This is a genomic window from Promicromonospora aerolata, assembly GCF_042682255.1.
Classification (GTDB): domain Bacteria; phylum Actinomycetota; class Actinomycetes; order Actinomycetales; family Cellulomonadaceae; genus Promicromonospora; species Promicromonospora aerolata.
This window is the reverse complement of sequence record NZ_JBHUHF010000001.1, coordinates 422,722-435,590: the sequence shown is the minus strand read 5'-3', so window position 1 is coordinate 435,590 and position 12,869 is coordinate 422,722. Positions and strand designations below refer to the sequence as shown.

At 71.1% G+C, this 12,869-nt stretch carries 15 protein-coding genes; 6 read left to right on the top strand and 9 right to left on the bottom strand.

What is annotated here, in order from left to right; genetic code table 11:
* Positions 1-62 precede the first annotated feature (62 nt).
* The 3 genes from arc to ACFSL2_RS01975 form a co-directional block, all read right to left on the bottom strand.
* On the bottom strand, positions 63-1,724 hold the full coding sequence (gene arc / locus ACFSL2_RS01985) for a proteasome ATPase (RefSeq protein ID WP_377196223.1): 1,662 nt from the start codon (positions 1,722-1,724) through the stop codon (positions 63-65).
* Between the two features lie 141 nt (positions 1,725-1,865).
* Positions 1,866-2,879: a tRNA (adenine-N1)-methyltransferase gene (locus ACFSL2_RS01980; RefSeq protein WP_377196222.1), complete on the bottom strand. Its 1,014-nt coding sequence runs from the start codon at positions 2,877-2,879 to the stop codon at positions 1,866-1,868.
* Positions 2,880-2,961: 82 nt separating this feature from the next.
* The gene (locus tag ACFSL2_RS01975; protein WP_377196221.1) at positions 2,962-4,137 is read right to left on the bottom strand and encodes a site-2 protease family protein; all 1,176 of its coding nucleotides are present in this window, start codon (positions 4,135-4,137) and stop codon (positions 2,962-2,964) included.
* 92 nt (positions 4,138-4,229) lie between these two features.
* Between ACFSL2_RS01975 and ACFSL2_RS01970 the strand changes: the two genes are divergently transcribed.
* On the top strand, positions 4,230-5,147 hold the full coding sequence (locus ACFSL2_RS01970) for a RecB family exonuclease (RefSeq protein WP_377196220.1): 918 nt from the start codon (positions 4,230-4,232) through the stop codon (positions 5,145-5,147).
* A gap of 97 nt (positions 5,148-5,244) precedes the next feature.
* Here the strand turns inward: ACFSL2_RS01970 and ACFSL2_RS01965 are convergent, their stop codons facing one another.
* A complete protein-coding gene (locus tag ACFSL2_RS01965; protein WP_377196219.1) occupies positions 5,245-5,934 on the bottom strand; it encodes an HAD family hydrolase in 690 nt (229 codons plus the stop codon).
* A gap of 117 nt (positions 5,935-6,051) precedes the next feature.
* Here ACFSL2_RS01965 and ACFSL2_RS01960 point away from each other — a divergent pair, with 117 nt between their 5' ends.
* A complete protein-coding gene (locus ACFSL2_RS01960; protein WP_377196218.1) occupies positions 6,052-6,627 on the top strand; it encodes an HD domain-containing protein in 576 nt (191 codons plus the stop codon).
* Positions 6,628-6,634: 7 nt separating this feature from the next.
* Here ACFSL2_RS01960 and ACFSL2_RS01955 read toward each other — a convergent pair whose 3' ends face one another.
* On the bottom strand, positions 6,635-7,177 hold the full coding sequence (locus ACFSL2_RS01955; RefSeq protein WP_377196217.1) for a hypothetical protein: 543 nt from the start codon (positions 7,175-7,177) through the stop codon (positions 6,635-6,637).
* A gap of 282 nt (positions 7,178-7,459) precedes the next feature.
* Between ACFSL2_RS01955 and ACFSL2_RS01950 the strand changes: the two genes are divergently transcribed.
* Together ACFSL2_RS01950 and ACFSL2_RS01945 are read left to right on the top strand one after the other, a co-directional pair.
* Positions 7,460-7,861, top strand: a complete 402-nt coding sequence (locus tag ACFSL2_RS01950; protein WP_377196216.1) for a hypothetical protein — start codon at positions 7,460-7,462, stop codon at positions 7,859-7,861.
* Positions 7,862-7,877: 16 nt separating this feature from the next.
* The gene (locus ACFSL2_RS01945) at positions 7,878-8,525 is read left to right on the top strand and encodes an HD domain-containing protein (RefSeq protein WP_377196215.1); all 648 of its coding nucleotides are present in this window, start codon (positions 7,878-7,880) and stop codon (positions 8,523-8,525) included.
* Here the strand turns inward: ACFSL2_RS01945 and ACFSL2_RS01940 are convergent.
* Positions 8,518-8,991 (bottom strand): NUDIX hydrolase, encoded by a 474-nt coding sequence (locus ACFSL2_RS01940; RefSeq protein ID WP_377196214.1) that lies wholly within the window; start codon positions 8,989-8,991, stop codon positions 8,518-8,520. The two genes, ACFSL2_RS01945 and ACFSL2_RS01940, sit on opposite strands and share 8 nt — an antisense overlap.
* A complete protein-coding gene (locus tag ACFSL2_RS01935) occupies positions 8,991-9,752 on the bottom strand; it encodes an XRE family transcriptional regulator (protein WP_377196213.1) in 762 nt (253 codons plus the stop codon). Before ACFSL2_RS01935 ends, ACFSL2_RS01940 begins: the two co-directional genes overlap by 1 nt.
* A 139-nt stretch (positions 9,753-9,891) precedes the next feature.
* On the opposite strand from ACFSL2_RS01935, the gene ACFSL2_RS01930 reads away from it, so the two are divergent.
* Both ACFSL2_RS01930 and ACFSL2_RS01925 read left to right on the top strand, forming a co-directional pair.
* Complete coding sequence (locus ACFSL2_RS01930) at positions 9,892-10,179, top strand: hypothetical protein (protein ID WP_377196212.1); 288 nt, start codon at positions 9,892-9,894, stop codon at positions 10,177-10,179.
* Between the two features lie 105 nt (positions 10,180-10,284).
* Positions 10,285-11,160, top strand: a complete 876-nt coding sequence (locus ACFSL2_RS01925) for a PAC2 family protein (RefSeq protein WP_377196211.1) — start codon at positions 10,285-10,287, stop codon at positions 11,158-11,160.
* Between the two features lie 740 nt (positions 11,161-11,900).
* Here the strand turns inward: ACFSL2_RS01925 and ACFSL2_RS01920 are convergent.
* Positions 11,901-12,269, bottom strand: coding sequence for an OsmC family protein (locus ACFSL2_RS01920; protein ID WP_377196210.1), 369 nt, complete (start codon positions 12,267-12,269; stop codon positions 11,901-11,903).
* 370 nt (positions 12,270-12,639) lie between these two features.
* Positions 12,640-12,855: a hypothetical protein gene (locus ACFSL2_RS01915; protein ID WP_108494475.1), complete on the bottom strand. Its 216-nt coding sequence runs from the start codon at positions 12,853-12,855 to the stop codon at positions 12,640-12,642.
* Positions 12,856-12,869: the final 14 nt, after the last annotated feature.

The window sequence follows — 12,869 nt, the reverse complement described above, 5'->3', positions numbered from 1 at the left end:
TCCCGTTGGTCAGGCAGGGCCCGCGCCCGAGCGACGGACGCGGACCCTGTCTCGAAGTGCGGTCAGAGATACTGGCCGGTGTTCTGGACGGTGTCGATGGTGCGCGGCGTCGCACCCTCGCCCTTGTTCTGGACGATGGTGCGGATGAAGACGATGCGCTCGCCCTTCTTGCCGCTGATACGCGCCCAGTCATCGGGGTTCGTGGTGTTCGGGAGGTCCTCGTTCTCCTTGAACTCGTCCACGCACGCGGTCAGCAGGTGCTCCACCCGGATGCCCTTCTGCCCCGTGGACAGGAAGTCCTTGATCGCGTTCTTCTTGGCTCGGTCCACCACGTTCTGGATCATGGCGCCGGAGTTGAAGTCCTTGAAGAAGAGGACCTCCTTGTCACCGGAGGCGTACGTCACCTCGAGGAACTGGTTCTCCTCGTCCTCCGAGTACATCCGCTCCACGACCGACGTGATCATGCCGTCGAGGGCCGCGGCGGTGTTGTTGCCGTACTCGGCCAGGTCCTCGGAGTGGATCGGCAGCTCCTTGGTGAGGTACTTGCCGAAGACCTCCTTGGCACCCTCGGCGTCGGGCCGCTCGATCTTGATCTTCACGTCGAGCCGCCCCGGACGCAGGATCGCCGGGTCGATCATGTCCTCACGGTTGGACGCTCCGATGACGATGACGTTGTCGAGCCGCTCCACGCCGTCGATCTCCGCGAGGAGCTGGGGCACGATCGTGGTCTCCACGTCCGAGGAGAGGCCCGTACCGCGGGTGCGGAAGAGCGACTCCATCTCGTCGAAGAACACGACGACGGGCATCCCCTGGCTGGCCTTCTCCCGGGCGCGGGAGAAGATCAGGCGGATGTGCCGCTCGGTCTCGCCGACGTACTTGTTGAGGAGCTCCGGCCCCTTGACGTTCAGGAAGAAGCTCTTCACCTCGGGGTTGCCCCCGTTGGCACGGGCGACCATCCCCGCGAGGGAGTGGGCGACCGCCTTGGCGATGAGCGTCTTGCCGCAGCCGGGCGGTCCGTACAGCAGCACGCCCTTGGGCGGGCGCAGCCCGTGCTCCCGGAACAGGTCCGGGTGCGCGAAGGGCAGCTCCACGGCATCGCGGATCGCCTCGATCTGCGGGCCGAGGCCACCGATGTCCTCGTACTCGATGTCGGGGACCTCTTCGAGCACCAGCTCCTCGACCTCGGACTTCGGCACGACCTCGAACACGAAGCCGCTGCGCGTGTCGATGGTGAGCGAGTCACCCACCCGGAGCGGTACGTCCATCACCGACCCGGCGAGGCGCACCACGCGCTCCTCGTCCGCACGGCCGACGACGAGCACCCGGTCACCGCCGAGCATCTCCTTGACGGTCACGAGCTCGCCCGTGCGCTCGTACTCGCCCGCACCGACGACGGTCATGGCCTCGTTGAGCTTGACCTCCTGGCCCGGGCTGAGCCGGGTGACGTCCAGGTTGGGGCTCGCGGACACGTGCATCTTGCGGCCGGCGGACGAGATGTCGACGGAACCGTCGGCATGAGCCCCCAGGAACACGGCGTACGTACCCGGCGGCTTGGCAAGCTCGTCGAGCTGTTTCTTCAGCTCGACGATCTGGTCGCGCGCTGCGCGGAGTGCTTCCGCCAGGCGCTCGTTCTTGGCTGAGAGGAGGGCAATCTGGCGCTCGTAGTCGCGGTTTGGCAAAGACTCATGCTCGGGATGGTTGTATCCTGACGTGCTCTCGGTCATGACATCCCCTCTCGTAGGGCCCGGGAGGCGACCATATGACGCAAACGCCTCCGAGAACAGCACTCTAAGCACAGTCACTGACACACCGGGAGTAAGAACACCCGTTTGAGACGCGCGGAGTACGCGATCGTTACAGCCCGTTCACGCGGGAGGGGTGCTCGGATCCTCCGGGGCAACACCCAGGTCACGTCGCACCTTTCGAACCTTCTTGTCCGATATGGCCCGCTCCCCCAGCTCCTCCGAGCTCCACTCGGCCTCGGGCGTCACGGGGTACGCACCCTTGGCAGGACGCCGTTTCCGGTGCGGCGGAGTGACCCCGTCGGCGAGCCGGCGGGCGGTGATCAGGAAGCCCGTGTGCCCGATCATCCGGTGCTCAGGGCGTACGGCCAGACCCTCGAGGTGCCAGCCGCGGATCATCGTCTCGAAGGCCGACGGCTCGGCGAACCGGCCGTCCGCGCGCAGATCTTCTGCTGTGCGCGAAAGCTGCGTCGTGGTCGCCACGTAGCAGACGAGGACGCCGCCGGGCGCGAGCGCCGAGGCGACGGCGTCGACGTTCTCCCAGGGCGCGAGCATGTCCAGGACCACCCGGTCGACCGCTCCCGGCTCCGCGACCTGGGGCAGCACGTCGGACAGGTCGCCCACCGAGAGCTGCCACGCCGGGTGCGGCCCGCCGAAGAACGTCTCGACGTTGCCCTGCGCGATGGCCGCGAAGTCCTCGCGCCGCTCGATCGAGTGGAGGTGGCCCGCGTCGCCGACGGCGCGCAGCAGGGACATCGTCAGCGCGCCGGAGCCGACGCCCGCCTCGACCACGCGTGCGCCCGGGTAGATGTCGGCCATGGCGACGATCTGCGCGGCGTCCTTGGGGTAGACGACGGCGGCACCGCGTGGCATCGACAGGACGTAGTCGGCCAGCAGCGGGCGCAGGGCGAGGTACTCGATGTCCGCGGTGTTGACCACCACGGACCCCTCGGGCTGCCCGATGATCTGCTCGTGCTTGAAGTAGCCCTTGTGCGTGTGGAAGGTCCCGCCGGGCTGCAGCGTGATGGTGTGCAGGCGACCCTTCGGGTCGGTCAGCTGGACCTTGTCGCCCACTCGGAACGGGCCGCGGCGCAGCTCGGCACCGGTGGCGGTCGGGGTATCGGTGGGTGTGGTCACGACGGACCATCCTAGGCGCTGGGCCGCCTGCCCGCGTTCGCCGGCGGGACGCCGGCACCCGGTCCGGGCCAGGCGCGGCCCGTCAGGTCGCGCGGACCGCCCGCGCGACGTCGGCGAGGTCGAGCACCCCCGTGACCCGGCCGTGCTCGACCACGGGAACCAGCCGGGCACCGCCCGACCGCTGGGCCAGGTGCGTGAGCAGGTCCGTGCCCGACATTTCCGGGTGGACCTCGGACCCCACGACGAACGGCACGGCCACGGCGTCGACCTGGGTCAGCTCCCGGGCCGACTCGGGGACCGCAGCGACGGCGTTGCCGTCGAGCACGGCGACGGGGGTCTGGTCCTGCCCCACGACGACCACGTGGTGCGGCACCGACGCGCCGCCGGCCGGCACCGTCGCCCGGGCCCGCAGCGCGTCGCCGACGGTCGAGCCGAGCGGCACCAGCGCCGCCGGGGACGCGAGCCCCTTCGCGGACAGGCCGGCCACCGCCTCCCTGCGCAGTCCGTTGGTGATCGCGGCACCCGCCCCCGCCCAGAGGAACGCCCCGATCAGCGCCGACCACAGGACCGTGGTCAGGCGTGGTGTGGTGCCCTGCAGGAAGGGCACGGCCAGGGCCCAGAGCAGGACGCCGACGGCGACGGCCCGACCGACCCAGCCGGCCACGACGGTGCCGGTGGTGCGCTTGCCCGTGACGGCCCAGACGAGGGACTCGAGGATCTGGCCACCGTCGAGCGGCAGACCGGGCAGCAGGTTGAAGGCGCCGACGAACGCGTTGGAGAGCGCACCCGCGTACAGCAGGAGCGTCGGCACGTTCAGTACCGGCGAGGCCTGGTAGGCGAACCAGAACCCGGCCGCGAGCGCCAGGTTGGTGAGGGGGCCGACGACGGCGACGAGGAAGCCGTCGAGCGGTCTTCCCAGGCCCCCGGTGTAGGCGGTGTGGCCGCCCCAGAGCGTGACGGCGAGCTCCGTCACGTTCTGCCCGCGCGCCCTGGCGACGAGGGCGTGCGCGGTCTCGTGCAGGAACACGGACCCGAACAGGAGCAGCACGAAGGCGAACGCGACGAGGTAGGCCCCTGCGCCGAGCCCTGGTGCGATCGCCTGGACGTTGGGCACGAACAGGACGGTCAGGATGAAGGCGGCGAGGAACCAGGACCGCGTGACGATGACGGGCGCGCCGGCCACGCGGCCGATGACGAACCCCTTCGAGCGTTGCGGGGCGGGCGGTGCGGGTGTGGAGGCGGGCTCCGAGGTGGTCACCGGACAAACCTATCCGGCCGGCCGGCATGGGCGACACGGCGCGCTGTGGACGACTGCCGGGGGATGTCGGTGGCCGCACCTAGGGTTGGGGCATGACGACGACGGAGGTATCCCAGGAGCCGGTGCTGGACGTGCCGGTGGAGGCAGCCGAGACCGTGTCTGTCGTGCGTGCGCCGTCACGGCCGCCGGCGCTGTCGCCGTCCCGCGCGAACGACTTCATGCAGTGCCCCCTGCTGTTCCGGTTCCGTACGGTGGACCGGCTGCCGGAGCCGCCGTCGGCCGCGGCGGCGCGCGGCACCCTGGTGCACTCGGTGCTGGAGCGGCTGTACGACGCCCCGCTCGGTGAGCGGACGCTCGCGGCGGCGCAGGACCTGCTGCCCGGCGAGTGGGACCGGCTGCTGGAGGCGGACGACCGCTACACGTCCCTGTTCACGGACGGGGTCGGCCCCGACGGGCAGGACCGCGAGGGGTGGCTCGCGGGAGCGGGTTCGCTGCTCGGCACGTACTTCACGCTCGAGGACCCGAACCGGCTGGAGCCGGCCGAGCGAGAGCTGCTGGTGGAGTCCCAGCTCGACGGCGGTCCGCTGCTGCGCGGCATCGTGGACCGGCTGGACGTCGCGCCCACGGGCGCGGTGCGGGTGGTCGACTACAAGACGGGCAAGTCACCACGCCCGGGCTACGAGTCGTCGGCCGTGTTCCAGATGCGGTTCTACGGGCTGGTCCTGTGGCGCGAGCGTGGGGTGCTGCCCAAGATGCTGCAGCTGGTGTACCTGGGTGACGGCCAGGTGCTGCGCGGCGAGCCGACGACCGGTCAGCTGGAGCAGACCGAGCAGAAGATCCGCACCATCTGGTCCGCCATCGAGGAGGCGGCCCGGACCGGCGAGTGGAAGCCGCGCAGGTCCAAGCTGTGCGGCTGGTGCGCGCACCAGTCGCTGTGCCCGGAGTTCGGCGGCACGCCGCCGGAGATCCCGGAGGGGGCCGTCCCGCTGCGGCTGGGAATCGCGGTCTGACCTGCTCCGCCAGGCGGTCGGGGCGGAGCGGTCGGGGCGGAGCGGTCGGGGCGGAGCAGACGGGCGGAGCAGACGCGGCACGAGCCGGTCGAGCAGGTCAGCCGAGCAGGTCGACGACCTCGCCGGACACGATCCGACCGAGCACGTCAAGATCGATCTGCTTGAGGGACACCGCCCGGCTGAGGCCCGGCCGCTGCGGCACGGGCACCTCGGCGGGTACACCAAGGGTGCGGGCGCCGGACGCGAGCGCCGACGTGATCCCGGGGCCGGAGTCCTCGATGGCCACGCAGTCCTCCACGCGCACGCCCAGCAGGTCGGCGGCCACGAGGTAGGGCTCCGGGTGCGGCTTGCCGTGCGCCACCTCGTCGCCGGTGACGAGGTGGGCGAACGTCCCTGCGGGGGCGCCGTCGGCCACGACCTGGGCCTGGCTGCGGTAGGACATGGTGACGATCGCGCACGGAACCTGTGCGGTGCCCAGGTCCTCGAGCAGCTCGAGCACGCCGGCCCGCCACGGCACGGCCTCGCGCAGCTGCTCGTTCACCCGGTCCACGAGCCAGGCCACGATCTCGGCCGGCTCGAGCGGGACGCCGGCGTCGTGCAGCATCGCGCCGGTCGTGAGGAGCGCCTGCCCGACGGCGCCCAGCGCGTCCTCGTGCGTCCACGTCGCCCCGTGCGCCGCGACGATCTCCCGCTCGGCGCGCATCCAGTAGGGCTCGGTGTCGACGAGGGTGCCGTCCATGTCGAACAGGACGGCGGCGGGCAGGGCGGCGGATGAGTCACGTGGCACCGGCACATCGTAGGTGCCGACGTTGTACGGGCGGTAACGAGCTGTACGGCCGGTCATGAGCGAGGTCGTCGCCCGAGCCGCGGGCGGTGGCGCACGATGATGCCGGACGATAGCGCCATGACGCACTCTGCCGCGGCACGCTCAGCCGCATCCGGGATCGCCGCCTTCACCTTCGAGATGGGCGTGCTCAAGCGTCTGCGCCGGTCGGGCTGGTGGCAGGTCGGGATCCGGGACCCCGAGTCGGTGGCCGAGCACAGCCTGCGCGTCGCGCAGCTCGCCGCCCTGCTGGCTGCCGAGGAGGGTGCCGACCCGGCACGTGCTGCCTATCTCGCGCTCTGGCACGACTCACAGGAGACCCGCGTCACGGACCTCCCCCACACCGCCCGGCCGTACGTGACCAAGCCGGACAACGTCGCGGTCACCCGCGACCAGGTCGCTCCCCTGCCGGACGCGGCCGCCGCGACGGTGCTAGACGCCGTCACGGAGTTCGAGGCGCAGCAGACGGCGGAGGCCCGGTGCGCGCGCGACGCGGACAAGCTGGAGTGTCTCGTGCAGGCCGTCGAGTACCGGTACGGCGGCCAGGGCGGGGTGCAGGAGTGGATCGACTCGTCCTACGCGGCCCTGCGCACCGATGCCGCGAAGCGGGTGGCGGACGCAGCCCTCGGTCAGTCCCCGATGAGCTGGCGCGACTGAGCAGGCGTCAGTCGGCGAGGAGCTGCTCCACGCGCTCCTCCTGGTCGGCGTCCAGCTGGGTGCGGTCGAACGCGGCGACTGCCTTGTCGAACGTCCGGTTCACCGTGGGCTCGATCTCGACGACGCCCGCCGGGGCGACCATCGCCTCCTCGTACTCCGCGATCCAGGCGTCGATGTGCGCCACGTAGGCGTCGCGCGCCTGGTCGAGCTCACTGTCCTCGGGCAGCGTCACCGCCCGGGCGTCCTCTTTCGCGCTGAGGACTCCGCTGCGCGCCTCTTCGGCGAGGTCGGGCACGTCGGTCATGAGCGCCGTGGCGAGCTCCTCCTGCTGCCCGGCGTCGGCAGTGGCCTCGATCTCGTCGAACCGGTCACCGATCTCGTCGATGTAGTCGCGCATCGTCGACTCACTGTGCTCCACGGCATCGAGCAGCACGTCAGCAGGGTCGCTGGTGCGCTCGGCCTGGGACCAGGCGATGCCGCTGCCGGCGCCGGCGACGACGAACGCTCCGACCGCAGACAGCAGGGCCCGGTGGTTTCGCAGGTTGAGCATTCGTTCATACTCACCCGAACCGGGGCCTCTCGGCGCGTCTGACGGTGTGATCCGTGGCGGAGCAATCAGGCATATACCCGCATTCCGGGCGGCAAACGCCCGTTGTCGACCGCCACACCTCCTCCGAGGACCCGGTCCGCACGCTGGTCGAACACGTTCACCGGACGGCCGTGCAACTCACACTCCCACCGCGCGCACCACGGCGTCCTGGGTGATGCTGACCCTCGGTCGACGGCTTCGGCCGACGACTCCCGGTAGCACCCGACGAGGAGGAAACAGACCGTGTTCGGACCCGATTTCTTCGAGCGACTCTCGCAGCGGATGTACTACGACCTCGACGGCAGGCCGATCACGCAGGACCAGTGGTCCGTACTACGCCTCGGGGCGGGCAGCGGGCACGTCGCACGGGACCACATCGGGATCTACCACGTGTCCACCGTCTGGACCGGGATCGACACGGCCGCCCCGGTCGACCACGACCACGGCCACACGCCGCTGATCTACGAGACGATGGTCTTCGTCGAGCGGCTCGATCCGGACGGCGTGCTCGCCGAGGACGACCGGATCGACTGCACCGAGCAGTACGCGGAGCTGCACGCGACGCGCGACGACGCGCTGGCCGGCCACCACCGTGCGACGGCGATGGTCCGCGACTGGATAGTCAACGGCCGCCCGGAGCGCTGACGGCGGAGGACCACGGATGCGAACCAGCACAGCTTCCCCGGCCTTGTCCCTCGTCGCCCGCCGCGCCGCGTACGGCCCGGCGATCTACGGTGAACCGATGCACGGAACCACCCCGCGGGAGCTCGATCCCGCGGGCGCACAGGCGCTGCTGACCGAGCTCTTCGAACCCGGTGCCGACCGTCTCGCCCACTCGATCGGCGTCGGACGCCGGGCCGAGCAGGTCGCGCGGAGGCTGGGCCGGCCGGACCTGCTCGTCTCCGCCGCGTACCTGCACGACGTCGGGTATGCCGCGGCAGCCCGGGACACCGGCCTGCACCAGCTCGACGGCGCCCGCTACCTGCGCGCGCTCGGCGCCCCGGCAGAGCTGACCGGCCTCGTCGCACACCACACGGCGGCCACCGTCGAAGCGGCGGAGCGAGGTCTGGACACGGTGCTGCGGCGCGAGTTCCCCACGCCGTCGGGCGAGCTGCTGGACCTGCTCACCTACTGCGACATGACCACGTCGGCGCGCGGCGAGGAAGTCACCGTGGACGAGCGGTTCGACCGCATCTACGACCGCTACCCGCCGAGCCACCTCGTGTCCCGCAGCATGCGGCACGCGGAGCCGTGGCTGCGGCGGACCGTGACCGGGATCGAGCGCCGGCTGGAGCGGCCGCTCAGGTGAGGAACGGCTCGGTCCGCGTCGCGTCCACCGCGTGCTCGATCCGCAGCCGCATCGAGGGGTGGATCGCGAGGTCGCCGAGCCGGTCGACCTGCTGCCACACGACGTCGCTCGACTCGCCGGAGGTGCGCAGCGTGCCGCCCGTGACCGTGCCGCGCATGCAGATGGAGAACTGGGCCCGGACCTCGCCGTCCGAGTACACGATCACGTGCCGAGGATCGGTGTAGATCCCGATCAGGCCGGTGATCCGCACGTGGTATCCGGTCTCCTCCTCGGTCTCCCGGACGCCCGCCTCCCGCACGGTCTCGCCGGGGTCGATGCCGCCGCCCGGCAGGGCCCACAGGTCGTTGTCGGTGCGATGGATGAGGAGCAGCCGTCCGACGTCGTCCTGTACCGCCACCGTGACCGACGGAACCACCGAGTTCACGGGCGGAGCGGTCGGGTCGTCGAAATAGTCGAACCGCACCATCACGCCACCTTGCCCGAGTCCTCCGTCCGCGGCCAGGCCTCCAATGGTTTCGCGCCGCTCCAGACCCGCTCGAACCCTGCCTGGTAGGCCGGCGCCATCGACGCCTCCGGCCCGTCCTTGAGGTGCAGCAGCGGATTGGCTCCCGCAGGTGAGCCCCAGACGTGGGTGTTGACCAGCAGGTCGTCGTCGAACCGGAACGTCGTGGCGTACAGCGTGCGGTCGTGCAGCCGCACCTCGACCCCCGGCGTGCCCAGAGCGGGCGCCAGGTAGGCCAGCACCAGCGCGATACGCCCGGCCAGGCCGGTCCCGCCCTCCTCCTGGGTACGTACCGCCACCGCGTCCCCCTCGGGGTCGCCCAGGAGGAGGCGCACCTGGACGCCACGCGCTGCCATGGTGACGATCTCCGTGGTCAGGTCCAGGGTCTGGTCGGGCAGGAACGTCGCCGCGAACGCGTGCAGCTCGAACCGCTGCTCCACGCCCGCCAGGAACGCTCGCCAGGTCCCCGACGGCACGGCACGCCGCGCCGGGTACACACCGACGATCTCCTGGGCCGCCGCCTCGGCGCGGTCGACGTCGCCCCAGAGTGCCGCGACGTCGCAGCCCAGGGCGTCGGAGACCGCGACGCGGTGCCGTGGGTGCGGGGTGCGGCCCTGGGCCACCCACCGCTCCACCGTCTTCGGATCGACGCCGACGGCGGCCGCCAGGCGCACCTGACTCAGGCCGGCCTGGCTCATCGCTGCGACCAGTCGTTGATTCCTCACGTGTTACCCCCCAGGGACGTATCTATCACCGAAACGTCCCGAGCGCTGCCGATGGCACGTCCCATGCCCTCGGCGCACAGTGGAGTCAGCTAGTCGTCACATGTCCGCCCTATGCCCGACCCGTGCCCCGGAGAGCCTCGTGAATCCCATTGCATCGCAGTCGGTCACCGAACGTCTCGGCGATGTCATCGATCTCCTGCGCCACGTCCGTGCGGACTGGATCGAAGTACTCACCGTGACTCCCGAACGAGTGTGCCTGCAGCCCTGGCACCTCGACGACGGCGAGAGCATCGCCCGCGCCCTCGGCCTGGACCACGCCATCGACCAGCGCATGATGAACCCTGGCTACACCCTGTGGTCCGGGACGTGGCGCGGCGTCGAGGTACAGGTCCGCGGAGCGCTGCGCGCCGGCGTGCCGGTGTTCTGACCTGGCCGGTCGGTCCGCCCGCAACACCCGACCAGCAATTCGCCCGTCCGCGAACGCGGCCACGCCCCTGGCCACGTCGAGCGCCCCACACCCTAGGCTGGGGGGATGACCGACGCGCATCACGAGCAGCCGGAGGCCTCGCCTCGCCAGACCGTGCTCCTCGCTGCCTTCGAAGGTTGGAACGATGCAGGGAGCGCCGCAACGTCGGCCCTCACTCACCTGGCCGAGGTGTGGGGTGCCGAGAAGGTGACCGAGCTCGACCCGGAGGAGTTCCACGACTTCCAGGTCAACCGGCCGTACATCTCGTTGGACGACGAGGGCAAGCGATCCATCACCTGGCCGACGACGTCCGTGTCGGTGGCGCAGGTAGGTGAACGCAAGGTGGTGCTGGTCCACGGCGTCGAGCCGTCGATGCGCTGGCGCAAGTACTGCGAGGAACTGCTCCAGGTGGCGGACGACCTCGGGGTACGGACCGTCATCACGCTCGGCGCCCTCCTGGCCGACGTGCCGCACACGCGGCCCATCCCGATGACCGCGACGTCGGACAGCGTGGGCCTGCAGGCCGTGCTCGACATCGAGGCGAACACCTACCAGGGGCCCACCGGGATCGTCGGGGTGCTGCAGCACGAGGCGGCGGAGCGCGACCTGCAGTCGGTCAGCCTCTGGGCAGCGGTGCCGCACTACGTCGCCAACCCGCCGTCGCCCAAGGCGACGCTCGCGATCCTCACCCGCGTGGAGGAGATCCTCGGCGAGTCCGTCCCGATGGGCGAGCTGCCCGACGACGCCGCCGCCTGGCAGCACGGCGTCGACGAGCTGGCCTCGGAGGACTCGGAGATCTCCGAGTACGTGGCCCAGCTGGAGGAGGCGAAGGACACCGCCGAGCTCCCCGAGGCGTCCGGCGACGCGATAGCGCGAGAGTTCGAGCGCTACCTGCGCCGGCGGGACACCGGCGGCAAGGACAGCGGTCCCGAGAAGCTCTGACGTCCCGGGGCTGTCCGTCGGTTGGACGTGCTGTGCCGGGCGGGCGTTTCCGGGGGCGTTCGTGAGAGGGCGGTCGTGGTCGCGACGGCCGGGTCACGACGGCCGGGTCACGACGGCCGGGTCACGACGGCCGGGTCACGACGGCCGGGTCACGACGGCCTTGGCACTGGGACGGCCCTGTGTTGGTGCGGCTCGCTGGTGCCGCGCGGCCGCAGCGCTGCTGGTGTGCATTGCGGCGCACCGAACCGCCGGCGACGAGTTGGCAGCGCGCGGGGATGATGCCGAATGAACGTCAGGAGTGCGCCACATCGAGATGACGATGCCGAACCGCAACCTGCGTGTCCTCCCGGCCTGTCCAGCGCCCCGAATCGCAACCTCCGTACTCTCCGGACCGCTCCGACACGCCGAACCGCAACCTCCGCGCCCCCGGGCCCGATCTCGCACGCCGAACCGCAAGATCCACGCCCTGGATGGCCCCAGCCGAAGGTTACGAGTCCGTACAGGGCCTAGTGCACGTGTTGCCTGCGGTTCGGCACGGATGGCGACCCACAACGTGCGGCTCGGCACCCACCGCCACTTGTAACCTGCGGCTCGGCACCGATGGCGACCCACAACGTGCGGCTCGGCACCCACAACCACCCGCAACCTGCGGCTCGGCACCGCCACCGCACACCGCCCCGAACGCGCATCTTGCGGTTCGGCACCCGAACCCCAAGGCCCCCTTCCACCACCTCGGAACGTCAGCTCTGGTCCCGCGCCCGGCGCACGACGATCGCCGGCGGCACCCTCAGGCTCTGGCCGACCACGCAGTACCGCTCCGCCAGGGCGCCGAGGCGCTGCAGCGTCGCGTCGTCGGCGTCCGTGTCGAGGTCTGCCCGGATGGTGATCTCGCCGACACCGACCGGGACGTCGCGGTCGAGGCCGAGCGTCCCGCAGGCGTCGAACGAGCCGGTCGCCGTCAGCGCGGCCGAGCCGACGCGGACGCCCATCACCGTGGCGACGCTGCGGAGCGTGACGCCCGCGCAGGCGAGGACCGCCTCGAGCAGCATGTCGCCGCTGCAGGCGTCCGAGCCGTCGCCGCCCGTGGCGCTGTGCAGCCCGGCGCGCACGGGCCCGCCCAGGTCGCGACCGTCGCGGTGACACCGGGGTCCCCGAAGGTGGCCGAGGCGCGCAGTGGCGTCGTCGCGGCCTCGGGGTCGGTCCGGTACTTGTCCTTCAGCGGTGTTTGGCGGGCACGAAGCTCTGCTGCGTCCATGGGTTCATTGGAGCAGCCGGCGACGGCCGGCGCCATGGGCTCAGGCCACCCAGCCGCCCAGCCGCCCGGCCACCCGGCCGGGCAGGTACTGCGCACGGCAGGCCCTGCGCACGGCAGGCCCTGCGCACGGCAGGCTCTGCGATACGGCAGGCTCTGCGACGGCACAGAGGCCCGGACCCCCTTGAAGGGCCCGGGCCTCTGTCGGTGTCAGCTCGGTGTGCCGGTCACGCACTGTTCGAGATCGGCTCGATCCGCACTCCGGCGTCCGGACCGTGAAATCCCACCCATGTCTCGAGGCACCGTGCGGCGTCCTCGACGCGATCGTAGACCGGTGCGTATCCCGGTCCGTTGCGCACCACGCGATAGCGCGTGCTGCACCGGGGCGTCGTCGTGACGGTGACCCGGGTCTCGCCCGTGAAGTCTTCCTCGTACTCCGTCATGCTCCCATCCTGCC

Excerpts from the sequence above, each read along its gene's own strand:
- ACFSL2_RS01915 (WP_108494475.1), bottom strand. The coding sequence starts at position 12,855 with ATGACGGAGTACGAGGAAGACTTCACGGGCGAGACCCGGGTCACCGTC.
- ACFSL2_RS01925 (WP_377196211.1), top strand. The coding sequence starts at position 10,285 with ATGACCGACGCGCATCACGAGCAGCCGGAGGCCTCGCCTCGCCAGACC.
- ACFSL2_RS01960 (WP_377196218.1), top strand. The coding sequence starts at position 6,052 with ATGACGCACTCTGCCGCGGCACGCTCAGCCGCATCCGGGATCGCCGCC.
- ACFSL2_RS01970 (WP_377196220.1), top strand. The coding sequence starts at position 4,230 with ATGACGACGACGGAGGTATCCCAGGAGCCGGTGCTGGACGTGCCGGTG.
- ACFSL2_RS01940 (WP_377196214.1), bottom strand. The coding sequence starts at position 8,991 with ATGGTGCGGTTCGACTATTTCGACGACCCGACCGCTCCGCCCGTGAAC.
- ACFSL2_RS01955 (WP_377196217.1), bottom strand. The coding sequence starts at position 7,177 with ATGCTCAACCTGCGAAACCACCGGGCCCTGCTGTCTGCGGTCGGAGCG.
- ACFSL2_RS01945 (WP_377196215.1), top strand. The coding sequence starts at position 7,878 with ATGCGAACCAGCACAGCTTCCCCGGCCTTGTCCCTCGTCGCCCGCCGC.
- arc (WP_377196223.1), bottom strand. The coding sequence starts at position 1,724 with ATGACCGAGAGCACGTCAGGATACAACCATCCCGAGCATGAGTCTTTG.